Below are 20,852 nucleotides of genomic sequence, written 5' to 3' on the forward strand. Positions count from 1 at the left end.
ACAAGCGGCCATCCTTTTTCGCGCCTTCCAACCGCAGTTTCTGCGACCATCCGTACGCATAAAAAAAGCCCGCCGATAGATCGGCGGGCTTTTCGTACGGACGAAATTCCGGTGGAATCAACCGCCGGAAGCGGTCGACGCAGGAGCGGCATCGGTCTTGGTTGCAGCCTTCTTATGGGTCTTGCTGGTGGTGTGATGCTTGGTGGTGGACTTGTGATGCGCGGCGGCCTTGTGGGTGGAAGAGGCAGCGGCGGGAGCGTCGGTAGCCGGGGCAGTCTGCGGAGCTGCAGCCGGAGCCGCCTGCTGGGCAAACACGGAAGCGGACAGGGCCACACCAGCGACGAGCAGGGAAGCGATCGCGAACTTACGCATGATGGCGAACCTCGATAATTTTATTGTATCGCGAACCCGGCCGGACCCCGGCGCCACGGGTGGCGCGACGCAACCACCATACCAGCTTCACCGGCATACCGAGACTGAACAGGACACGGTTCCGCCAAATTGTGCGAGCGCGGATATTCACGCTTCAGCTTGCTGCCTGCTCGAGGTTTTCAGACGCACCGCGCCGGAAACTGTTTGTATGCACGCCAACTGCGCATCGACCACGGAGTGGCGACGAAACGTGCGTTCCCGGCAGGTGATGTTGGGAGCACGGCCAAATGGATCAAACCTTACGCACTGTTCCTGAGGTGGCCGCCAAGCGAAAGCGCGCAAGTCCGACACGATGCCACGCACAACCATCCGACAGCTCCAAGGGCAGTGCGGGCATAGCAAGACCGTGGTTGGATCCTGGGGCGATTCAAAGCCCGAACCGCGCCGGCGCATAGGGTTTTGGATCAATTGCCGGCGTGTTGCCGCACAGCTGGTCGGCGACCAGTTCGCCGGTGGCCGCCGACATGCTCACGCCGAGCATGCCGTGCGCGGTGGCCAGGTGCAGGTTCGCCCAGCGCGTGCTCGGGCCGATGATCGGCACTTCGTCCACGCTCATCGGCCGCCAGCCCCACCACTCCTCCAGTTGCTGCGGCCCTTCCGGTTCATGCAGGCCCGTGGCGGCGCCGCGGCGCAAAGCATCGAGGCGGGCACGATTGAGGCCCTCGGCATAGCCGGAAAATTCCATCGTGCTGCCCAGCCGGTAGCCGTCGGCCCAGGTAGTGACGCATACCTGCGCCTCGCGCAACACCAGCGCATGCCGTGGCGCCCGCACAGGACGCGTATAGGTGATCGAGTAGCCCTTGCCCGGCTGCATCGGCAGGCGCAGACCCAGCGAACGGGCCAGCAGCGGCGACCACGCCCCCAACGCCAGCAACACGCGCTCCCCGGCAAACGTGCCGCGCGAAGTGCGCACCCGGGCGATGCTTTCGCCATCGGTGTCGAAGCCTTCGATGCGCGCGCCGGATTCGATCTTGCCGCCCAGTTCCCGCACGCATCGCGCCAGCTCGGCGACATAACGGTCCGGCCGCAAACGTGCATCACCGGGATGGAACAGGCCACCCGTCACACCGGGCTTCAGTGCCGGCTCCATCGCTCCCACCTCGTCGCCGCGCAAGCGCCGCACTTCGACCCCAAGGCGGTCGAGCACGGCGGCATGATGCTGTTCGTCCGCCGCCAGCGCCCGCGCAGTGCGGTACACGTACAGTTCTCCTTCCTCGGCGAATTCGCAATCCAGCCCCTCGTCGCGCACCAGTTCGCCGAGGAGTTGGCGCGAGCGCTGCAGGATCATCGAACGCGCCACGGTCGCGCGATGGAAATCGGTCCAGTTGCAGTGCCGTGCGAAACCCAGCAACCAGCGCAGACGCGGGCCGTCGAAACGCGGATTGAGGTACAGCGGTGCATCGGCGCGCAGCATCGAACGCAAGGCAATGCCCAGCGTTCCCGGCATCGCCAGCGGCGCGGCATGGCTGGGCGTGATCGTGCCGCAATTGCCATGCGAAGCGCCGCAACCCGGCGTGCCCTGTTCCAGCACCCGTACGGCCACGCCCTTGCGCAACAAGTGCAAGGCGCTGGCGAGGCCGATCACCCCGCCGCCGAGTATCAGTACATCCCCACGAGTCGCATTCATCCGCCGATTGTAACCATCTGCTGCGACGCGTCATGCACGCGCTTCGCAGTGCATGCACCATGCGAGTCGCCTACTCATTCAAGGCGTCGCCATGCTGGCCCATTCCGCCGTTCGTGCAGGCCTTGTCGCCGCGCTGCTGGTTTGTTCCAGCGCCGCCGCACAATCGTTCGATCCGTCCGCGCTCAAACTGCTGCAGGCGATGGGGCGCGAACCCACCACGCTGGCCCGCTACCAGTACCTCATCCACGAGGAGCCTTCGCTGCGATCCAGCGACCAGGTGCTCGCATTGCAGTTCATGTCCTTCTCGCAGGACGAACTCGGGCTCTACGATCAGGCCGTCTTCAGTTTTCCGCTGAAGGACGACCTGCCTGAAGATCTCAAGCTGCCAACGTCAGCCGATTGGAAGTCGGCCGATGCCGTCGACACCATCGTCGCGCTTGCAGCACAGCGACACCTCGTGATGGTCAACGAGGCGCACCACGACGCGCATACCCGCCAGCTCACTCTCGAATTGCTACCACGGTTGCGCGCCCTGGGCTTCACCTATTTCGCCGCCGAAGCGCTGGGCACGGACGATCCCGACTTGGCCAAGCGCGGCTATCCCACTCGCAAGAGCGGCACGGAATACCTGCGCGATCCGCTGTACGGCGACATCGTGCGCGAGGCGATCCGGCTGGGCTTCACCCTCGTTCCCTACGACAACGGGCTCAACGGGCAGGCGCGCGAGAACGCGCAAGCCCAGACCTTGTACCAAACGGTGTTTGCGAAGGATCCCAAGGCGCGCTTGTTCGTGCATGCCGGCTACGCGCACATCGACAAGGCTACAGGGCGTCTCGGCGACCTGCAGCCCATGGCATTGCGGCTCCAGGCGCTGACCGGCCAGGTGCCGCTGTCCATCGACCAGACCGACTTCCTTGAAACCGGACTGGATACGTCGGACGCCTACCATCAGCTCGAACACACGTTTCCATCGGAAAAGCCCGAGGTCCTGCTAAACCGTCAGACCGGCCAGCCATGGAGCGCGCGACCGACGGCTTATGACGTCAACGTGATCCTGCCTCCCAGCCTCACCCTCGACGCCTTCGGCAAGTACAAGTACGGGTATCGGATCAACGGCGAAGGCGCCCCGTTGCCACAAGTGATGGATCACAATGAAATGCAGCGGGCGAGCTGGCTTTCGCTGGACGGCAAGCGACGCCCACACTCCATCGGTGCAGAACTGTGCCGGGGCACAATCCCTTGCCTCGTCAGTGCGCACTACTTCGGCGAACCGAACGACGCCATCGCCGCCGACCGGTACGCCATCATGGGTTTCAACGAATCCACCGAGCTTTACCTGCGTCCTGGCCGCTACCGGTTGCGCGCCAGCGACAGCGACGGTCATACCCTGTCGGAAAGCAGCATCGACATAGCGTCGCAATAGGCTCTTGCGCCAAATGAATTACGAGCGTAGTCTAAATGAGAACTACACTCGTAATTTTTCTGCGGCGCGCTCATGAGCAATCTCACCCCAACGATCAGCGAAGCCGAAAGCCACGTAATGGAGGTGCTGTGGCGCCGTGCACCACAGAGCTCGGAAGACATCGTCGCCGCGGTACAACAGGCCAGCGACTGGCACGAAAAGACCATACGCACCCTGCTCGGCCGCCTGGTGGCCAAGGGTGCAGTGAATGCAGAGAAAGACGGCCGTCGCTACCTGTACTCACCGGCACTGGCCCGCAAACAGTGGCAGTCACAGGAAAGCCACAGCCTGCTCGACCGCGTGTTCGGAGGCCGGCTCAGCCCGCTGCTGGCGCATTTCAGCGAACACGAAAAGCTGGGCGCGAAGGACATCGCGGAACTGCGCAAACTGCTCGATGCCATCGAGAAGAAGGGGCACTGAAATGGGCCCCATGCTGCTGCGCAACCTGCTGTTCGTGACCGCGGCGCTGGTGCTGGTCCTGCTGGGTCGCCGCCCTGCTCGGCGCGCCTTCGGCGCCAGCCCCGCCTTTGGCCTCTGGTTGTTGCCGGTGCTGGCGATGCTGCTGCCATGCCTGCCCGAACTACCCGCGCACTGGGTGGCACTCCCGGCCTTCCGCGTGCTGCCCGATGCCATCGCGTCGGGCGCCATCGACCCGCAAGTCGTCGCATCCTCGTCGTGGCCACACTGGTTGTGGCTGGCCGGTACGATCGCAATGATGCTGCGGCTGATCGAGCATCACCTCCGATTGCGCCGCCAATGCCACCCGTTGCCGGCAGCGACGGCCGAGCTCTTGCAGAGTGAGCTGGATAGCATCGACCCGCGCCGACTGCGCCTGCATCCGGCCGGCCCCGCCCTGCTATGGGCACCGCGCAGCCTGCTGCTGTTGCCGGCGGACTTCCTCGAACGCTTCGACGCCGACGAACGCCGTATCGTGCTGCGTCACGAGCTCGCCCACCTGCGTCGTGGTGACGCGCTGTGGAACCTCATCGCCGAGCTGATGTTCGCATTGTTGTGGTTCCACCCGCTGGCGTGGCTGGCGCGTTCGCGCTTCCGGCCCGACCAGGAGCTGGCCTGCGACGAACGTGTGCTGCGCGATGCGCCGAACGACGAAGCTGGCTACGCCCGCACCTTGCTGCACAGCGTCGGCCTGTCGCCCGTGCCGGTGCTGAACTCCTGGCTGACCCAATCGCAACTGAAGGAGCGACTCACCATGATCCAGCGTCATCGTCCCGGCGACCTGCGCCGGCGTGCGGGTTTTGTCACGCTTGCCGCGTTGCTGGCGGGCTGCGTATTCATGGCCCAAGCAGCCGCGGACAACCGTGGAAACCAGAATGCCGAAGCGGATCTCACCTACAACGCGAACATTACGCCTCACTATCCAGAGTCGGCGATCAAAAACAAAGAGCAGGGCACGGTGGTCCTGGTGATCCTGGTCGACAAAAACGGCAGCCCACGCAAGATCACCATCGATCCCGTAAGCGATGCTTCATCTGCACTTGGCAGGGCAGCCATGGAGGCCGCAGAACGATGGCACTTCAGCCCGCAGATGGAGGACGGCAAACCAGTCGATGGCTATGCGCGCGTCCCCGTCACGTTCAACCTCGAACCGCTTCCTGAAAAGACCGCCCAACGAAGCTGATAAATCAGCTTCAAAACACCCCAGAGCTTTTTGATTTGAATATGGTTTATCACCCTGATAACCTCGGCGCAGCCCACGCCGAGGTTGCCCGGTGAACCCGCCGTCCGTCGCCCGATCCGCAGCTTCACCCACGCGCATCGCCCGCTTCGCGTTGCTGGCCGTCGTTCTCGCCCTGCTCACCGCCTGCGCCAGTGCACCGCGACGATCCGCCTCGGCCACAGAGTCCGCCCTCGCCAACGAACCCGCGCGTGCGCCCGACGGCCAGGCCGCCGCCGCCAACGATGTGCTGTTCCGTGCGATGGCCCTGGTCGGCACGCCCTACCACTGGGGCGGCAACACGCCTGCCGGTGGCTTCGACTGCAGCGGCCTGGTCGGCTACATCTACCGCAACGCCACCGGCATGCAGTTGCCGCGTACCTCCGGCGAAATGGCCGACATGGGCGAAAAGATCAGAGGTATGACCGCCCTGGTCAGCGGCGACCTGGTGTTTTTCGGCAACCATGGCCGCATCAGCCACGTGGGCGTGTACGTGGGCAAGGGCCGCTTCGTACATGCCCCCAACAGCGGCGGCACCGTACGACTGGACGACATCGACGGGCCATATTGGCGCGACCATTTCGAGTATGGGAGGCGGGTGCTGGATTGAAGTGCTGCTGGCTGCTCGCCGGCCGACTGGGCCGAAAGCAGTCTTCCGCAGGCGCGGCCTCCTCACCCAAGCCCTGTCCCCGGAGGGGAGAGGGGCAAACGAAAAAACGGCGCCCGGGGCGCCGTTTTACTTTGACCCTTGATCCGTCGGTCAGTGCGGAGCACTGCCCGGCGGATGCGCGTGGCCGTGCTGCATTTCTTCCTCGGTGGCGTCGCGCACTTCCTGGATGCTCACGTCGAAGTCCAGCGTCTTGCCGGCCATCGGGTGGTTCAGGTCGACGTCGATGGTGCTCATGCCGACCTTCTGCACGGTCACGGCACGGTGGCCGCCTTCCTTCAGGGCGAGCACGGCGGTCATGCCGGGCTTGAGGTGCTTGGCGTGCTGGAAATACTTCTTCGGCACGCGCTGGACCTGGCCATCCTGGCGCTCGCCGTAACCGTCGGCCGGTGCGATCGTCGCCTTGACCTCGTCGCCGGCAGCGTGGTCTTCCAGCGCCTTTTCCAGGCCAGCGATCAGCTGACCGTGACCGAGCAGGATCCACAACGGCTCGCCGTTGTCGTGCGAGCTTTCCACCTTTTCACCGTCCACATGCAGCGTGTAGTGCAGCGCGACGACTTTGTCCTTGCCAGCCTTCATTGCCCGTCTCTCGAATGATGCAAAGCGCGAAGTTTATCAGGAGTGCTTTGCCAGAGCCTGTTCACGATCTCCCGTGGCCCGCGTTGCCTTGCCGTGGCCGCCAGGTGGTAGTGCGTGGCGCAGCGCCCCCCTGGCTGACAGATCAGGCCGCGCGCTGCCGCATGATGGCCACGGCAAGGCAACCCAAGCGGCCGGGTTTGTTTGCCCTCATGCAGGCGTCATCGCTCGGTCGCGGACGGACGTCCACTAACTCTTTACTTCCTTGGGCAGGCGCGCAAACAGCTCCCGGCACGGGCCAAGGGAGATCGTGAACAGGCCCTCAAGACCGATGCTCGCCGAAGCCCACGCCACGCGCCTCCGGCCCCAACCACACCAGCAGGGCCAGCACCACGGCCACTACCGCGATCCACAGCGACATCGCCCAGGCGAAATCGCCGCCGTGCTGGTGGGCCAACCATGTCTGCACGGTGGCGGTGCCGGCCGCGAGCAGGTTGCCGAGCTGATAGGCGAAGCCCGGCAAGGTGCCGCGCACCGCGTCCGGCGAGAGTTCGTTGAGGTGCGTGGGCACCACGCCCCAGGCGCCCTGCACCATCACCTGGATCAGGAAGGCGCCGAGGCCCAACAGCCAAAGCGAACCGCCATACATCCACAACGGAATCACCGGAATCGCCAGCAGCGCGGCGATGATCATGGCCTTGCGACGTCCCACCCGCTCCGACCACGCGCCGAAGCACAGGCCGCCCACCAGGGCACCGAGGTTGAGCAGCGCCACCAGTACGAAGGCCGTGCCCGAGCCGGTGGGCAGGTGCAGGTTCACTTCCTCGAAGGTGTGGTACATGTCCTGCGAGCCGTGGCTGAAGGCGTTGAACGCGCACATCAGCACGATCATGTAGGCAAACAGTTTCCAGTGGCCGCGCATCGCCTGCCACACGTCCGCGCGGGCATGCTCGTGCCGCCCGGCCTGCCACACCGGCGACTCCGGCACCTTGCGCCGGATGTACAGCACCAGCACCGCCGGCAGCGCGCCCACCACGAACAGTCCGCGCCAGCCGATGGCGTCGACCAGCAGCCAGTTCGCCAGTGCAGCGAGGAAGAAGCCGCAGGGGTAGCCGCTCTGCAACAGGCCGGAAACCAGGCCGCGCGACTTCGGCGGTATCGACTCCATCGCCAGCGAGGCACCGATGCCCCATTCGCCGCCCATCGCCACACCGAACAGGAAGCGCAGCGCCAGCAGCATGGTCAGCGACGTCGAGAAGGCGGTGGCCAGCTCGAACACCGAGAACAGGATCACGTCCACCATCAGCACCGGCCGCCGGCCGTAGCGATCCGCCAGCCGGCCGAAGACCAGGGCGCCCAGCGGGCGCGCGGCCAGCGTGAGGAACAGGCCGTAGGTCACCGCCTTGTTGTCGGTGTGGAATTCCTGCGCCACACCCACGATCACCAGCGTGAGCAGGAAGTAGTCGAATGCATCCAGCGTCCAGCCGAGAAAGCTGGCCAGCACGGTGTGGCGCTGCTCATGGTTCAGTTCGCGCAGGGACGACAGCAGCGACATGGAAGGCACTCCGTGAGGCGGTGGCGCAGGCTAGCATGCAGCAAAAATACGGCCGCCACGCTTATCGGCTACACTATGCGCCACGGCTCCCCAGCCGTTGGCGGCCTCGCCGCCCCCATTCCCTCTCAAATATCGCAACGCGGTCCTGCTTGAACGCTCCGGGTTGCACAGGAGTCGTTCCATGTCTTTCGAATCGCTGGGCCTTGCGCCCGCGTTGCTGCGTGCGCTTGCCGAACAGGGCTACGCCGAACCCACCCCGGTGCAGGCCGGAGCCATCCCCTTGGTGCTGCAAGGCCACGATCTGCTCGCTGCCGCGCAGACCGGCACCGGCAAGACCGCGGCGTTCGCGCTGCCGCTGTTGCACAAGCTGATCGACGCGCCGGCCACCATGACGCGCCGCCCGCGCGCACTGGTGCTCACGCCTACCCGCGAGCTGGCCGCGCAGATCCTCGACAACGCGCAGGCCTATGGCAAGCACTTGCGTATCAGCGCCGCCACCATCTTCGGCGGCGTCGGCATGGGCCCGCAGATCAACGCGCTGCGCCGCGGCGTGGACATCGTGATCGCCACGCCGGGGCGCCTCATCGACCACATGCAGCAGCGCACGATCGACCTTTCCGGCATCGAGACGCTGGTGCTGGACGAAGCCGACCGCATGCTCGACATGGGCTTCCTGCCGGCGCTGAAGCGCATCCTCGGCGCGTTGCCCAGGCAGCGGCAGACCCTGCTGTTCTCCGCCACCTTCGCACCCGAGATCAAGGCGCTGGCGATGCAGTTCATGCGCGAGCCGCGCGAGGTCACGGTGACGCCGCCGAACACCGTGGCCGCCCTGGTCAGCCATCACGTGCATCCGGTCGATGCCTCGCGCAAGCGCGACCTGCTGCTGCACGTGCTGAGCCAGGACAGCCGTCGGCAGACGCTGGTGTTCAGCCGCACCAAGCATGGCGCCGACAAGCTGGTGACCTTCCTCAATGCCTCTGGCCTGCGCACCGCCGCGATCCACGGCAACAAGAGCCAGAACGCGCGCACCAAGGCGCTCGCCGACTTCAAGAGCAGCCGCATCACCGTGCTGGTGGCCACCGACATCGCCGCGCGCGGCATCGATATCGACCAGTTGCCGATGGTGATCAACTTCGACCTGCCGATGGTGGCCGAGGACTACGTGCACCGCATCGGCCGCACCGGTCGCGCCGGCAGCGAGGGCATGGCGGTGTCGCTGGTGAGCCACGACGAATCCGGCCTGTTGCGCGACATCCGCAAGCTGCTCAAGGACGAGATCGCCATCGACCACGTGGCCGGCTTCGAGCCCTCCTCGCCGCTGCGCCTGGACGCTGGCGCGCCGCGTCCCAAGCAGGGCCAGCGCCAGCCGCGCGCACCGCAGCGCTCGCAGGGCTCCCAGCAGCAGCGTTCGCAAGGCTCGTCGCAGGCGCACCGCCCGCATGGGCATGCACAGAAGAGCAGCGGCGAGCACGCTGCAGGCAACCGCAAGCGCCATCGTCGGCCACATCCCGCCGCCAAGGCCTGACCGGCGCATTTGCAGCAGCGCTCCCTGTCCTCCCTAGTGACGACAGGCGAGCGCAGCCTCGCCAATCCGGCGAAACCAAGACCGTCCCGCTTCGATTGCGGGACGCGTCGTCACGCCACAGCGGCTTCGGGCCGCACCTTGGCGAACGGACGGAACGTCGTCGCGATCAGGAATGCACCAAGCCCGATCACGGACGAACCGATGTACAGCCCTCCATAACTGCCAAACGTGTCGACGATCAGGCCGCCGGCGACCGGCCCCGTGGCCATGCCCAGGCTGCCGGCCATCGCACAGCCGCCGATCACGGTACCTATCATGCGCAGCGGGAAGTTTTCGCGCGCCAGCACTGAGTACAGCGGCATCACGCCCGCGTAGATGAAGCCAAACAGCGTCGCGACCGCATAGAACCCGTCGAGCGTGTTCACGAAGTAGTAGCCGAGCGCACCGAGCGCCTGCGTGAGCAGTCCCGCCACCAGCATGCGCTTCGCTCCGATACGGTCGCTCAGGAAGCCGAACACGATCCGCCCTCCCATGCCCGCGAGTCCTTCGACGCTGTAGATCGATACGGCAGCGATCAGCGGTATCCCGCAAGTCACCGCGTAGCTCACCGTATGGAAGATCGGGCCGGAGTGCGTCGCGCAGCAGCAGAAGTTGGTCAGCAGCAGGACGACAAACTGCGGCGAGCGCAGCGCATCCTTGACCGACATCGGCGCTGGTCCGCTGGCCGGCACTTCCGGTGCTCCTTCAAGCGCGGGCGCTCGGCGCACGAGTAGCGACATGGGAATCATGACAACGGCCGCCAACGCGGCAAGGATCAGCATCGACGTGCGCCAGTCGTGCCTGGACACCAGCCACGCAGCCAGCGGCGACATCGTCATCGGCGCCATGCCCATGCCGGCCGACACGAGCGACACCGCGAGGCTGCGGTGCGTGTCGAACCAGCCGGTGACGCAGGCCATCATCGGTGCGAATACCGCGGCCGTCGCACCGCCGACGGCAACGCCGAAGATCAGCTGAAACGCGAGCAGCGAGGGCGCACGGCTGGCCAGCGCGACGCTCGTCGGCAACAGGACGGCGCCGGTCATGACGACTACACGCGTGCCGATGCGGTCCGACAGGCTTCCCCACGCCATGCTCCCGAACGCCATCGCGATGAAGGCCAGTGTCATCGCGGCGGAGATGCCGGTCATCGACCAGCCCGTGTCGCGTGCGATGGATCGCAGGAGCACCGGCAGCGAAAACATCGCGCCGATCGCCACGCAACCCATCAGGCCGCCCGCGGCGACGATCACCCAGCGGTATCGGGAGTCATGCATCTGGCGTCTCCTCTCTCGTATCGGCCACCCTCGGGAACCAGGCAACGGTGGCATGTCAGGCCGCCACTCCAATGTGGCCGCTCACCCGGTCGACATGGGTACGACGGATGACGCACCGGAAAATCGACATGCGCGACGCACATGCCTTTGCGCAGGAGCGCACCCCGTGCGCGACTGCCCTGCGCCTCGATCAAGGCAGAGGCAATCGCGCACAGGGTGCGCTCCTACTCCACTCTGGACCGGACCAGGGCAGTAAGCACGTGGTCTTCCCACGCGCCGGCGATCTGCAAGTAGCGTTTCGCATAGCCCTCGCGCTCGAAACCCAACCGTGCCAGCAGGCGCGCGCTGCGTTCGTTGCGCGGCAAATAGTTGGCCATCACGCGATGCAGGTCCAGTTCGCCGAAGGCCCAGGCCAGGCCGGCCTGCAGGGCCTCGTGCATGAGGCCCTGCCCTTGCACGCGCGCCGCCGTGCCATAGCCGAGATGGCAGGCCTGGAACGCGCCGCGCACGACGTTGGCAAAGGTAAGTGTGGCGAGGACTTCCCGCTCGTCGCGGTCGAATACCAACAACGGATAGCCGCGATCCAGCCGCGCATGCTCCCGCCATTCGGCGACGGCCTGCACGCATTGGCCCAGCGTGTAAAAGGCTTCCTCGCGCAGCGGCTCCCACGGCGCGAGATGCGCGCGATTCGCCACGCGATAACGCAGCAATTCCGGCGCATCGGCCTCCTCGGCGAGGCGGATGCGCGTACGCTCCGTCAGCAATCGTGGCGAGAAGCCCATCTCAACGCTCCTGGTCGGTCGGTCGCATCAGTACTTCGTTGATGTTGACGTGCGCAGGACGGCCGACGCAGAACGCGATCACCTCCGCGATGTCCTGGCTTTGCAGCTGGCGCATGCTGTCGGCCCAGGCATTGAGCGCGTCCTTGGTGGCGGCGTGACCGATGTGCTCGCGCAATTCGGTGGCCACTGCGCCCGGCTCGATCACGCTGACGCGGATGTTGTCCTTGTATACCTCGCGGCGCAGCGATTCGGAGAACGCCACCACGCCGAACTTGGTGGCCGAGTAGCCGCCGGCGTTCGGGTTGGCGATGCGGCCGGCGGTGGAGGAGATATTGACGATATGGCCGTCGCGCCGCGCGCGCATGCCGGCCAGCGCCGCCTGCGTGGAAGCGATCAGGCCGAGCACGTTGAGCTCCAGCATGTGACGCCAGCGACCGAGGTCGGCTTCGGCGATCGGTTCCAGGTACATCACGCCGGCGTTGTTGACGAGGATGTCCAGACGGCCGAAGCGCTGCTCGGTCTCGTGCACGATGCGCTGCGCATCGACTTCGTCGGCGAGGTCGGCTACCAGCACCAGCGGCTCGGCGCCAAGTGCCGTCAATTCCTTTGCCAGTGCATCGAGCCGGTCGCGACGACGCGCCGCAATCGCCACCCTTGCGCCCTGCCGGGCCAGCTCCAGTGCCGTGGCCTCGCCGATGCCGGAGGAGGCGCCGGTTACCAGTGCAATGCGGTCTTTCAAACGGTTCTGCATGGTTCTCTCCCGATGGGATGACGTGGGGACTGGTACAATCACCCATTCTCCCGCATGCCGCCGCGCATGCCACCCCGAGGTTCCCCATGTCCGCCCCGTCTTCCGATTCCGCCCCGGCTGCCGCCGGCTTCGGCGCGCTCGCGCTTTCGCCCGAGGTGCAGAAAGCGCTGGCCGACGTGGGCTACGAGTCGCCCTCGCCGATCCAGGCCGCCACCATCCCGCCGTTGCTGGAGGGCCGCGACGTGCTGGGCCAGGCGCAGACCGGCACCGGCAAGACCGCCGCGTTCGCGCTGCCGATCCTGTCGCGCATCGACCTCAAGCCCGGCAAGCCGCAGGCGCTGGTGCTGGCACCCACGCGCGAGCTGGCGATCCAGGTGGCCGAGGCGTTCCAGCGCTACGCCGCGCACCTGCCCGGCCTGCAGGTGCTGCCGATCTATGGCGGGCAGAGCTACGGCCCGCAGCTGCATGCGCTGCGCCGGGGCGTGCACGTCATCGTGGGCACGCCTGGCCGCGTGATCGATCATCTGGACAAGGGCACGCTCGACCTCTCCGAGCTGAAGTACCTGGTGCTCGACGAAGCCGACGAGATGCTGCGCATGGGCTTCGTCGATGACGTGGAGAAAGTGCTGGAGGCAACGCCGCCGACCCGCCAGGTGGCGCTGTTCTCCGCCACCATGCCGGTGCCGATCCGCAAGATAGCGCAGCGGCACCTGAAGGAGCCGGTGGAGATCGCCATCAAGGCGGCCACCACCACCGCGGCGAACATCCGCCAGCGCTACTGGTTCGTCAGCGGCGTGCACAAGCTGGACGCGATGACGCGCATCCTCGAGGCCGAGCCGTTCGACGCGATGATCATCTTCGCGCGCACCAAGCAGGCCACCGAGGAACTGGCCGAGAAGCTGCAGGCGCGCGGCCTTGCCGCCGCCGCGATCAACGGCGACATCGCCCAGCCGCAACGCGAGCGGGTGATCCAGCAACTGAAGGACGGCAAGCTCGACATCCTGGTCGCCACCGACGTGGCCGCGCGCGGCCTGGACGTGGAACGCATCAGCCACGTGCTGAACTACGACATTCCCTACGACACCGAGAGCTACGTGCACCGCATCGGCCGCACCGGACGCGCGGGGCGCAGCGGCGATGCGATCCTGTTCGTCACGCCGCGCGAAAAGGGCATGCTGCATGCCATCGAGCGCGCCACCCGGCAGAAGATCGAGGAGATGAAGCTGCCCACGGTGGAAGCTGTGAACGACCAGCGCATCGCCAAGTTCAAGCAGCGCATCAGCGACACCCTGGCGGCTGGCGAGCTGGAATTGTTCCAGCAGGTGATCGAACAGTACGAGCAGGAACACGACATACCGGCGATCGAGATCGCCGCCGCGCTGGCGCGCATCGCCCAGGGCGACCGCCCGCTGCTGCTGGCGCCCCCGCCGAAGCGCGAACCCGCCGCGCCACGTGAACATGGCGATCACCATGGCCGGCCTGAACGCGCGCCGCGCGAACACCAGGCGCGCGATCGTCACGAACGCGAACAGCCGCGTGCCTTCGCCGGCCATGCGCCGCGCCCACACCACACCGAGGCGGGCAAGATCACCTACCGCATCGAAGTAGGTCACGAACACGGCGTGAAGCCCGGCAACATCATCGGCGCCATCGCCAACGAGGCGGGTCTGGACAGCCAATACATCGGCCGCCTCAGCATCCGTGGCGACCACAGCCTGGTCGACCTGCCCGAAGGCATGCCGAAGGAAGTCTTCGAGCATTTGAAGAAGGTCTGGGTGGCGCGCCAGCAGTTGCAGATCCATGCGTGGGACGGCAAGGACGACGGTGCCGGCGAACAGGGCGCGCATCCCGCGCGCAGCCCAGGCGGCTTCCGCAAGCCTGGCGGCTTCAAGCCCGGTGGCCCCAAATCCGACGCACGCAAGCCACGCACGCACGGCGGCAAACCGCCGCGCAAATAAGACTCTGCTCCCTCCTCCGCTGATGACGGGAGGAGAACACCAGTGTTCGCGGGCGGCAACGCAGCGTTCCGGTCGTGCCTGCTGCAAATGCGGCCGCAGCCCTTACTCTGGGGTGATCCCCCACGAGGCGACCCGCCATGCCTGCCCTGCCCAGCCTGTACGTCTCCCACGGCTCGCCGATGACCGCGCTGCAGCCCGGCGCCACCGGCGAGCGGCTGGCAGAGCTGGCGCGTGCCCTGCCGCGCCCCAAGGCCATCGTGATCGCCAGCGCGCATTGGCTGGCGCATTCGCCGCTGGTCGGCGGCGCCCTGCAGTCGGAAACGATCCACGATTTCCACGGCTTTCCGCCCGAGCTGTACCAGCTGCGCTACCCGGCGCCGGGCGCGCCCGCGCTCGCCACACAGGTGGTCGAGCTGCTTGACCAGGCCGGCCTTGCACCCAGCCTCGATCCGCAGCGCGGACTGGACCACGGCGCGTGGGTGCCACTGCGCCTGCTCTATCCAGCCGCCGACATCCCGGTGGTGCCGGTTTCCGTCCAGCCCGGACAAGCAGGTCCGGCGCACCAGTACGCGCTGGGCCGCGCGCTGGCGCCGCTGCGCGAACAAGGCGTGCTGCTGATCGGCTCAGGCAGCATCACCCACAACCTGCATGACCTGCGCAGCGGCTATAGCGCGGAGCGCGAGGCACCGTACGTGCGTCCGTTCATCGGCTGGATCGAACAGAAACTCGCGGCGGGCGATGTCGATGCCCTGCTCGACTACCGTCGCCAGGCGCCGTTCGCCCGGCATGCACATCCGACCGACGAGCATCTTCTGCCGCTGTTCTTCGCACTCGGCGCAGCGGGCGAGGGTACCCGTGCGCAACGCATCGATGCGGGCATCGACCTGGGCTTTCTGGCGATGGATATCTATCGCTTCGATTGACCACTACGGCGTGCATGCCAAGGGGCGCGACACGCAAACAGGAAGCCGCTGCGCTGGCAGGAACCAAGCCGGACGGCGTTCCCGGTTGCATGATCGTGGCGGATGGCTTCCTGCTTCACGGCCGCAAGTTCACGATGCCCACATTGGTCAACGAGGTCGACCTTGGGCCTTGCCGCAAACCACGCACGCGAGTTTCAAGCCTGCTTCGCGGCCTGTATGGCAGAGGAGCTCAAGGGTCAGGTGTTCGACGGCAAGCACGATTGCGCCAAGCCTATGGTGATGAAGATTGTCGCCGGCCTGCCTGCGTTGTGCCGCGGAATCGATAGCAATCACGCCTACGCGATGGATGTGCAGGCCACAGCAGGCACGGATAGCGACAGCCCATACCCGGACCCCGGTTGCGTGGCATTTGTCACACGCGTCGCCATTGACGGCCATACAGACGACAGGACGCTCTACGCGCCGAACAGCTCCATCGCATCCTCGCACTGAGCGTCGCATACCCGGCCGTCATTTCACGACGATGGTTCCGGTCATGAACGGATGCACCGTGCAGTAGTACACGTAGGTGCCTGGCTTGCCAAAGGTAGCCACGTAGCTGTCGTTGCTGTCCAGCGCCTTCGACGGCGCGAATTGGCCGTTTGCGCTCACTACAGTGTGCGGCTCCTCGTCGCGGTTGATCCACACCACCTTGGCGCCCACCGGCACGGTGAGCGTCTTCGGCGTGAACATGAAATTGCGAATTTCGATCTGATTCGACTTCTCCGCAGGCACACGACTGCTCGCTGCAGCGTGCGGCGGCGTCCAGGCCGCCAAGGTCGACAGCAAACATGCCGCGCAGGCAAGACGGTTCATGCCATCACCCCCTCGGTGATAGCCAACGCATCCTTGCCCTGCACGTGGCGCACGCTGCGGATCCCCAGGTAACTGTGCAGCCGATCCGGCACCACGGTCTTCAGCGGCCCCGGCGCCGGCCCCACGCCGGGTGCCGGCTGCGGATAAGCCGTCGAGCGCGCCGTGTAGAACGTGATGTTGCCTTCCACCTTCTGCTGGATCTGGTGGATGTGGCCGTTGAGCACGCTGACCGAACCGAAGCGGCGCAGATAGCCCATCGCCTCCACGCTGTCGTCGGTGCCCCAGCCCCACGCCGGATACAGCGCCCACATCGGCATGTGCGCAAACACCAGCACCGGGGTTTCGGCGGAAAGCGGCGCCAGGTCCTTCTTCAGCCACGCGAGCTGCTCGTTACCCAGGAAACCCAGGCCGCCGGCCTTGAGGGCGAGCACGTTGATCAGACCCACGAAGTGCACGCCACGATGATCGAAGCTGTACCAGCCACCGGGCTGCTGCCGCTCGCCAAAGCGCCGGAAGAATTCGGCGCCGTTGTCGCCGATCACGTCGTGCTCGCCCGGCACGTAGAACGCCTTGCCCTTGCCGGCGCGCGATTCCTGCATCAGCCCGGCCAGCGTGTCGAACTGATCCGGCCGCGAGAGGTGGGTCAAATCGCCGGTATGCAGCAGGAAATCCGGACGCACCGGCAATGCGTCGACCTGGGCGAGCGCGCCGCGCAGCGTCGAGGCCGGGTCCGGGTTCGGCGCGAAATGGAAGCCGATGTGCGAATCGCTGATCTGGGCGAAGCTGAAGGTGGCATCTTTCGCCTCGGTGCCCGCGTCGAGGCCCAGGACGCGCGCGTGCAGCACGCCGCCCTTCATCATCAGCAGGGTGCCGGCTCCGGCCCAGGCCATGCACTTGAGGAATCCGCGGCGGTCCGGGTTCTCGTTGTCGCGCTGGTTTGTCATGTACGTTCACTCCATGGCGGGTGCGGAAGGCGCCCTTCGCCATGCAATACCGTGCGTCCCGGCGCCCTATTCCGGTTTTTTCGGGCCGGGAATAAAGTCGCCGCCAACGCGGTAATTCCTTTATGCCCATCGAAGCGCCAGCCGCACCTCCCCCCCTGCAGCCCGCCATCGGCGCGCGCTTCGAAGCCGTGGTGCTGCCGTGGCTGGATGCCGCGTGGAACCTCGCGCGCTGGCTGACTCGCGACGACGCCGACGCGCAGGACGTGGTGCAGGAGGCGATGCTGCGCGCGCTGCGCTATTTCGACAGCTTCCGCGGTGGCGATGCGCGCGTGTGGCTGCTGGCCATCGTACGCAACACCTACTTCACGCTCTGCACGAAGGCGCTGCCCGGGCATCTGCTGGAACCCATCGACGAGGACGTGCATCCACTGGTCGACGAACAGGCCTCGCCCGAGGCACTGACCCTGCTCGCGGTCGATATCGGCTCGCTGCGACAGGCGCTGGAGCGGTTGCCGGCGCCATGGCGCGAAGTCATCGTCCTGCGCGAGCTGGAAGAATGTTCCTACAAGGAAATCGCCAGCATCACCGGCCAGAAAATCGGCACCGTGATGTCCCGGCTCGCCCGCGCCCGCGAGCGATTGAAACTCGAATTGTCCGGTCGATCCGGGGAGGCGCGCCGTCATGATCTGCGCTGATGCCCGACAGCTGCTGCACGCCTACCTGGATGACGAACTCGACGTCGCCCAGAGCGCGGCGATGGCCACCCATCTGCAGGGTTGCGCCACCTGCGCCGCCGGCTTTCGCGAACACCAGCGGCTGCGTCACGCGTTGGCGCAACCGGACCTGTACCGGCACGCTCCGGCGGCACTGCGCGAACGCTGGACGCCGCGGCGCGAACCCGCTGACGCCGTCGCGCCCGCGGCACCCTACCGATCGCGGCGTGGACCGATCGTCTGGGCACTGGCGGCAGGCTTTGCCGGCGCGCTGCTGCTGGCTACGCCCTTGTTCTATGCCTTGCAGCAGCACGGCGCGGCCGGCGATATGCTGGCCGACGAGGCAGTCTCCAGCCACCTGCGCGCGTTGCAGCCGCAGCATCTGATGGACGTTGTATCGACCGATCAGCACACGGTGAAACCGTGGTTCGATGGCAAGCTGGATTTCTCGCCGCGCGTGGTGGACCTGGCCGGCGCGGGCTTTCCGCTGGTGGGCGGCCGCCTCGATGCCCTGGGCGGGCGCAGCGTGGCCGCGCTGGTGTATCGCCGACACCTGCACCTGATCAGCGTGTACGAGTGGCCGGCCGCCGCGCTTGCGGCCAGCGCCGCCTTGAGCGAATCACAGCAGCATGGCTACACCGTGCTGCGCTGGACCGAGGGCGGCATGCAGTACGTTGTGGTCTCCGACGTCGATCCAGCCGCCCTGCACGAATTCACGCAGAAGTTGCGCCAGGCATCGGACGGCGGCGACTTGCGCTAGACGTTTTCTGGCGGTGCGGGAAGAGCCGCATCCGAAAAATCGATCCAGTCCTCCGGCGTCAGCGGCGTCAGGCCGTGGGCGATGCGGCCTTTGTCGCACTGCGGACTGTGCCGACCGAACTCCCACGACGGCTCCACTTCACGGCACACCGAAGGCTTGATCGGGTGGATGCCGCAGTGCGCGGCCACACCGATCTCGCCCACCAGCGCCACGCAACGCGGCGTCTTCGACTGCGTGCCGCGCATCACGACGCGATGCGGATCGAGTTTCTCGGTCAGCTCGACGGGGACGGTCCCGCCCAGCGACGGGTCGGTCTCGGCCCAGTGGAAGGCGATGCGGAAATAGGCGCAGCAGGCGCCGCAGCTCAGGCAGGGATGGTTCATGCGGATGCAACGGAACGCGCCCCGAGGCGCGCAGGCTGCGGATTCTATTGCAGGGCGCCCTGATAGTGGTCGCTACTGCAAGCCTGCGGCGCTGCGGATCGCCGCCGCCTCGGTGCGATGCATGTCGAGCACCAGCACTTCGTTGTCGCCGGTGCGCAGCCATGGCGCAGGGCAATACAGGCGCTGCTGCGGACCAAGGTTCCAGTAACGGCCCAGCAGGTGGCCGTTGACCCACAGATAGCCCTTGGCCCAGTCCGCCATGTCGAGATAGCAGTCGCCTGGCTGCGCGAGCGACAGCGCGCCCTTGAAAAAGATGCCGGGGCGCGCTGGCTTGCCCTGCAGCGGTTTCAGCGCGGCCAGCCACGCATCGTCCAGCGGCAGGCCCACCGCCTCCCAGCCTTCCAGCGGCTTGCCGTCGAGTTGCACGTCGCCGACCAGGCCCTTGCGGTCCGCCATGGCGTGGCCGAAGTTCACGTGGCCGAAGCTGTCGACAAGGATTTCCAACGGTGCCTCGTCCTGCCTCGCCGGCAGCTGCACCTTGTTGTCCGCGCGCAGCTTGGGATGCTTCACGCGCGAGACGTAATCCACGTAACGGCCGCCGTGGAACACCGTGGCGTAGTCGCGCGCGCCGTCCAGGATCAGCTCGCCGCCGCCCTTCAAGCCGTGGCGATACAGCACCATGCCGTGGTCCTGCGCGAACAGCAGTTCGTTGGGCTGCGGCCGCTGTACATGCCGGGCAGCCGGCAGGTTGTCCCACAACGAAGCGTACGGCTGCGGTGTGACGGCGGCGAAGCTCGCCATCGGCGGCACCGCCGGCAACGCGGGAGGCTGCTGCTTCGTGTGCGCGGCGATCAGCTTGCGGAAGGCGTGATAGTCCGCGGTGGGTGCGCCATGTTCGTCGATGGGCGAGCCGTAGTCGTAGCTGGTGATGACCGGCTGGAAGTTCGAATAATCGTTGTCCGCATTGGCGCCCGCGCCGAAGCCGAAGTTGGTGCCGCCGTGCACCACGTACATGTTGAACGAGCGGCCTTGGGCCAACAACTTGGCCAGCGTGCCGGCGAAATCGCCGCGCGCGAATTCCTTGTCGCCCCAGTGGGTGATCCAGCCGGGATAGCCTTCGCCCATCCATACCGGCAGCTCGCCCGCGATGGCCTGCGCACCCGCGAAATCGGTGTCGCCGTCGATGCCCAGTGCGGCGCCGGGCAGGTAGGTCTTCGCTTCGCGCACCTGGGCCAGCCCGTCGGAGATCGAGAACGGCCCGTGCACGCCGTTTTCCTGCCATAGCGTGCGAACCGTTTCGAGATAAGCGAGGTCGCGGCCGAACGAGGCGTACTCGTTTTCCACCTGCACCATCAGGATCGGACCGCCGTTCTCCGCCAGCAGCGGCTTCACCACCGGTGCCACGGTGGCGATGTAGCGGCGCACCGCGGCCATGTAGTCGGCGTCGTCCTTGTCGCGCACGCGGATGTGCGGATGGCGCAGCAGGTACGGCGGCAAGCCGCCAAAGTCCCATTCGCCGCAGACGTAGGGACCGGGACGCAGGTACACCCACATGCCCTCTTCCTGGCAGAGGCGGATGAACTTCGCGAAATCGCGGTTGCCGGTGTGCAGATCGAACACGCCGGGTTCCGATTCCATCGCGTTCCACATCAGGTAGACCGCGATGGTGTTGAGTCCCATCGCCTTCGCCATCTGGATGCGCTGGCGCCAGTACTCGACGGGGATGCGGATCGGATGCATCTCGCCGCTCATGATCTGGAACGGCTTGCCGTCGAGCAGGAAATGCTGTGCGGAAAGCCCGAAGCGGTGCGGCTTGCCATCCGGCCTGACGCCGGGTATGGCCGTAGCCGCAGCGGCATTCGCCTTGTCGATGCGCCAACCGGCTCCAAGAGCCAATGGAGTCAGCATACTCAGGCGCAGGAAGGTTCGACGTTGCATGGCGTACTCC

21 protein-coding genes are annotated in these 20,852 nt (G+C 66.3%); 10 read left to right on the forward strand and 11 right to left on the reverse strand.

From position 1 onward, the window contains the following. Positions 1-117: 117 nt before the first annotated feature. Positions 118-372, reverse strand: a complete 255-nt coding sequence (locus IHE49_RS07435) for a hypothetical protein (RefSeq protein ID WP_192156412.1) — start codon at positions 370-372, stop codon at positions 118-120. 427 nt (positions 373-799) lie between these two features. Beyond that, positions 800-2,059, reverse strand: coding sequence for an FAD-dependent oxidoreductase (locus IHE49_RS07440; protein WP_192156414.1), 1,260 nt, complete (start codon positions 2,057-2,059; stop codon positions 800-802). A gap of 91 nt (positions 2,060-2,150) precedes the next feature. Here IHE49_RS07440 and IHE49_RS07445 point away from each other — a divergent pair, with 91 nt between their 5' ends. The 4 genes from IHE49_RS07445 to IHE49_RS07460 all read left to right on the forward strand — a co-directional run bounded on the left by IHE49_RS07445 (position 2,151) and on the right by IHE49_RS07460 (position 5,806). Continuing rightward, a complete protein-coding gene (locus IHE49_RS07445; RefSeq protein WP_192156417.1) occupies positions 2,151-3,482 on the forward strand; it encodes a hypothetical protein in 1,332 nt (443 codons plus the stop codon). A gap of 72 nt (positions 3,483-3,554) precedes the next feature. Continuing rightward, positions 3,555-3,941, forward strand: coding sequence for a BlaI/MecI/CopY family transcriptional regulator (locus IHE49_RS07450; RefSeq protein ID WP_192156419.1), 387 nt, complete (start codon positions 3,555-3,557; stop codon positions 3,939-3,941). Between the two features lies 1 nt (position 3,942). Further along, a complete protein-coding gene (locus tag IHE49_RS07455) occupies positions 3,943-5,160 on the forward strand; it encodes a TonB family protein (RefSeq protein ID WP_192156421.1) in 1,218 nt (405 codons plus the stop codon). Positions 5,161-5,251: 91 nt separating this feature from the next. Further along, positions 5,252-5,806, forward strand: coding sequence for a C40 family peptidase (locus tag IHE49_RS07460; protein WP_192156423.1), 555 nt, complete (start codon positions 5,252-5,254; stop codon positions 5,804-5,806). Between the two features lie 150 nt (positions 5,807-5,956). Here the strand turns inward: IHE49_RS07460 and IHE49_RS07465 are convergent, their stop codons facing one another. Together IHE49_RS07465 and IHE49_RS07470 are read right to left on the reverse strand one after the other, a co-directional pair. Further along, on the reverse strand, positions 5,957-6,442 hold the full coding sequence (locus IHE49_RS07465) for a peptidylprolyl isomerase (protein WP_192156425.1): 486 nt from the start codon (positions 6,440-6,442) through the stop codon (positions 5,957-5,959). 319 nt (positions 6,443-6,761) lie between these two features. Further along, entirely contained in the window at positions 6,762-7,994 is a 1,233-nt protein-coding gene (locus IHE49_RS07470) for an MFS transporter (protein WP_192156427.1), read from the reverse strand. Between the two features lie 181 nt (positions 7,995-8,175). On the opposite strand from IHE49_RS07470, the gene IHE49_RS07475 reads away from it, so the two are divergent. Next, entirely contained in the window at positions 8,176-9,519 is a 1,344-nt protein-coding gene (locus IHE49_RS07475; protein ID WP_192156429.1) for a DEAD/DEAH box helicase, read from the forward strand. 110 nt (positions 9,520-9,629) lie between these two features. Here IHE49_RS07475 and IHE49_RS07480 read toward each other — a convergent pair whose 3' ends face one another. From IHE49_RS07480 to IHE49_RS07490, 3 genes are all read right to left on the reverse strand, one after another. Then, entirely contained in the window at positions 9,630-10,778 is a 1,149-nt protein-coding gene (locus tag IHE49_RS07480) for an MFS transporter (RefSeq protein WP_343227554.1), read from the reverse strand. A gap of 281 nt (positions 10,779-11,059) precedes the next feature. Continuing rightward, entirely contained in the window at positions 11,060-11,617 is a 558-nt protein-coding gene (gene rimJ, locus IHE49_RS07485) for a ribosomal protein S5-alanine N-acetyltransferase (RefSeq protein WP_192156430.1), read from the reverse strand. A gap of 1 nt (position 11,618) precedes the next feature. After that, positions 11,619-12,368: an SDR family NAD(P)-dependent oxidoreductase gene (locus tag IHE49_RS07490; RefSeq protein ID WP_192156431.1), complete on the reverse strand. Its 750-nt coding sequence runs from the start codon at positions 12,366-12,368 to the stop codon at positions 11,619-11,621. Positions 12,369-12,454: 86 nt separating this feature from the next. Between IHE49_RS07490 and IHE49_RS07495 the strand changes: the two genes are divergently transcribed. The 3 genes from IHE49_RS07495 to IHE49_RS07505 all read left to right on the forward strand — a co-directional run bounded on the left by IHE49_RS07495 (position 12,455) and on the right by IHE49_RS07505 (position 15,741). After that, on the forward strand, positions 12,455-14,326 hold the full coding sequence (locus tag IHE49_RS07495) for a DEAD/DEAH box helicase (protein ID WP_192156433.1): 1,872 nt from the start codon (positions 12,455-12,457) through the stop codon (positions 14,324-14,326). Positions 14,327-14,463: 137 nt separating this feature from the next. Beyond that, complete coding sequence (locus tag IHE49_RS07500; protein WP_192156435.1) at positions 14,464-15,249, forward strand: class III extradiol ring-cleavage dioxygenase; 786 nt, start codon at positions 14,464-14,466, stop codon at positions 15,247-15,249. 216 nt (positions 15,250-15,465) lie between these two features. Beyond that, positions 15,466-15,741 carry a hypothetical protein gene (locus tag IHE49_RS07505; protein WP_192156437.1) on the forward strand — a complete coding sequence of 92 codons (276 nt, stop codon included), beginning with the start codon at positions 15,466-15,468 and terminating at the stop codon, positions 15,739-15,741. Between the two features lie 18 nt (positions 15,742-15,759). Here IHE49_RS07505 and IHE49_RS07510 read toward each other — a convergent pair whose 3' ends face one another. Both IHE49_RS07510 and IHE49_RS07515 read right to left on the reverse strand, forming a co-directional pair. Further along, on the reverse strand, positions 15,760-16,104 hold the full coding sequence (locus IHE49_RS07510) for a cupredoxin family copper-binding protein (RefSeq protein WP_192156439.1): 345 nt from the start codon (positions 16,102-16,104) through the stop codon (positions 15,760-15,762). Then, positions 16,101-17,048, reverse strand: coding sequence for a metallophosphoesterase (locus IHE49_RS07515; RefSeq protein WP_192156441.1), 948 nt, complete (start codon positions 17,046-17,048; stop codon positions 16,101-16,103). The genes IHE49_RS07510 and IHE49_RS07515 overlap by 4 nt, the downstream gene beginning before the upstream one ends. Positions 17,049-17,170: 122 nt before the next feature. Between IHE49_RS07515 and IHE49_RS07520 the strand changes: the two genes are divergently transcribed. Together IHE49_RS07520 and IHE49_RS07525 are read left to right on the forward strand one after the other, a co-directional pair. Continuing rightward, entirely contained in the window at positions 17,171-17,743 is a 573-nt protein-coding gene (locus tag IHE49_RS07520; protein WP_192156443.1) for a sigma-70 family RNA polymerase sigma factor, read from the forward strand. After that, entirely contained in the window at positions 17,730-18,521 is a 792-nt protein-coding gene (locus IHE49_RS07525; RefSeq protein ID WP_192156444.1) for a zf-HC2 domain-containing protein, read from the forward strand. The genes IHE49_RS07520 and IHE49_RS07525 overlap by 14 nt, the downstream gene beginning before the upstream one ends. Here the strand turns inward: IHE49_RS07525 and IHE49_RS07530 are convergent. Both IHE49_RS07530 and IHE49_RS07535 read right to left on the reverse strand, forming a co-directional pair. Then, a complete protein-coding gene (locus IHE49_RS07530) occupies positions 18,518-18,904 on the reverse strand; it encodes a YkgJ family cysteine cluster protein (protein WP_192156446.1) in 387 nt (128 codons plus the stop codon). The two genes, IHE49_RS07525 and IHE49_RS07530, sit on opposite strands and share 4 nt — an antisense overlap. Before the next feature lie 72 nt (positions 18,905-18,976). Beyond that, the gene (locus IHE49_RS07535) at positions 18,977-20,842 is read right to left on the reverse strand and encodes a beta-galactosidase (protein WP_192156448.1); all 1,866 of its coding nucleotides are present in this window, start codon (positions 20,840-20,842) and stop codon (positions 18,977-18,979) included. Between the last annotated feature and the right edge of the window lie 10 nt (positions 20,843-20,852).

The sequence above is a fragment of the Rhodanobacter sp. 7MK24 genome, assembly GCF_014842995.1.
Lineage (GTDB): Bacteria > Pseudomonadota > Gammaproteobacteria > Xanthomonadales > Rhodanobacteraceae > Rhodanobacter_A.

What these genes read in the sequence shown, in the direction of transcription:
- IHE49_RS07470 (WP_192156427.1), bottom strand. Translation starts at nt 7,994, where the DNA reads ATGTCGCTGCTGTCGTCCCTGCGCGAACTGAACCATGAGCAGCGCCAC.
- IHE49_RS07435 (WP_192156412.1), bottom strand. Translation starts at nt 372, where the DNA reads ATGCGTAAGTTCGCGATCGCTTCCCTGCTCGTCGCTGGTGTGGCCCTG.
- IHE49_RS07455 (WP_192156421.1), top strand. Translation starts at nt 3,943, where the DNA reads ATGGGCCCCATGCTGCTGCGCAACCTGCTGTTCGTGACCGCGGCGCTG.
- IHE49_RS07520 (WP_192156443.1), top strand. Translation starts at nt 17,171, where the DNA reads ATGCCCATCGAAGCGCCAGCCGCACCTCCCCCCCTGCAGCCCGCCATC.
- IHE49_RS07525 (WP_192156444.1), top strand. Translation starts at nt 17,730, where the DNA reads ATGATCTGCGCTGATGCCCGACAGCTGCTGCACGCCTACCTGGATGAC.
- IHE49_RS07500 (WP_192156435.1), top strand. Translation starts at nt 14,464, where the DNA reads ATGCCTGCCCTGCCCAGCCTGTACGTCTCCCACGGCTCGCCGATGACC.
- IHE49_RS07465 (WP_192156425.1), bottom strand. Translation starts at nt 6,442, where the DNA reads ATGAAGGCTGGCAAGGACAAAGTCGTCGCGCTGCACTACACGCTGCAT.
- IHE49_RS07440 (WP_192156414.1), bottom strand. Translation starts at nt 2,059, where the DNA reads ATGAATGCGACTCGTGGGGATGTACTGATACTCGGCGGCGGGGTGATC.
- IHE49_RS07490 (WP_192156431.1), bottom strand. Translation starts at nt 12,368, where the DNA reads ATGCAGAACCGTTTGAAAGACCGCATTGCACTGGTAACCGGCGCCTCC.
- IHE49_RS07445 (WP_192156417.1), top strand. Translation starts at nt 2,151, where the DNA reads ATGCTGGCCCATTCCGCCGTTCGTGCAGGCCTTGTCGCCGCGCTGCTG.
- rimJ (WP_192156430.1), bottom strand. Translation starts at nt 11,617, where the DNA reads ATGGGCTTCTCGCCACGATTGCTGACGGAGCGTACGCGCATCCGCCTC.
- IHE49_RS07530 (WP_192156446.1), bottom strand. Translation starts at nt 18,904, where the DNA reads ATGAACCATCCCTGCCTGAGCTGCGGCGCCTGCTGCGCCTATTTCCGC.
- IHE49_RS07475 (WP_192156429.1), top strand. Translation starts at nt 8,176, where the DNA reads ATGTCTTTCGAATCGCTGGGCCTTGCGCCCGCGTTGCTGCGTGCGCTT.
- IHE49_RS07495 (WP_192156433.1), top strand. Translation starts at nt 12,455, where the DNA reads ATGTCCGCCCCGTCTTCCGATTCCGCCCCGGCTGCCGCCGGCTTCGGC.
- IHE49_RS07515 (WP_192156441.1), bottom strand. Translation starts at nt 17,048, where the DNA reads ATGACAAACCAGCGCGACAACGAGAACCCGGACCGCCGCGGATTCCTC.
- IHE49_RS07510 (WP_192156439.1), bottom strand. Translation starts at nt 16,104, where the DNA reads ATGAACCGTCTTGCCTGCGCGGCATGTTTGCTGTCGACCTTGGCGGCC.
- IHE49_RS07535 (WP_192156448.1), bottom strand. Translation starts at nt 20,842, where the DNA reads ATGCAACGTCGAACCTTCCTGCGCCTGAGTATGCTGACTCCATTGGCT.
- IHE49_RS07450 (WP_192156419.1), top strand. Translation starts at nt 3,555, where the DNA reads ATGAGCAATCTCACCCCAACGATCAGCGAAGCCGAAAGCCACGTAATG.
- IHE49_RS07505 (WP_192156437.1), top strand. Translation starts at nt 15,466, where the DNA reads ATGGCAGAGGAGCTCAAGGGTCAGGTGTTCGACGGCAAGCACGATTGC.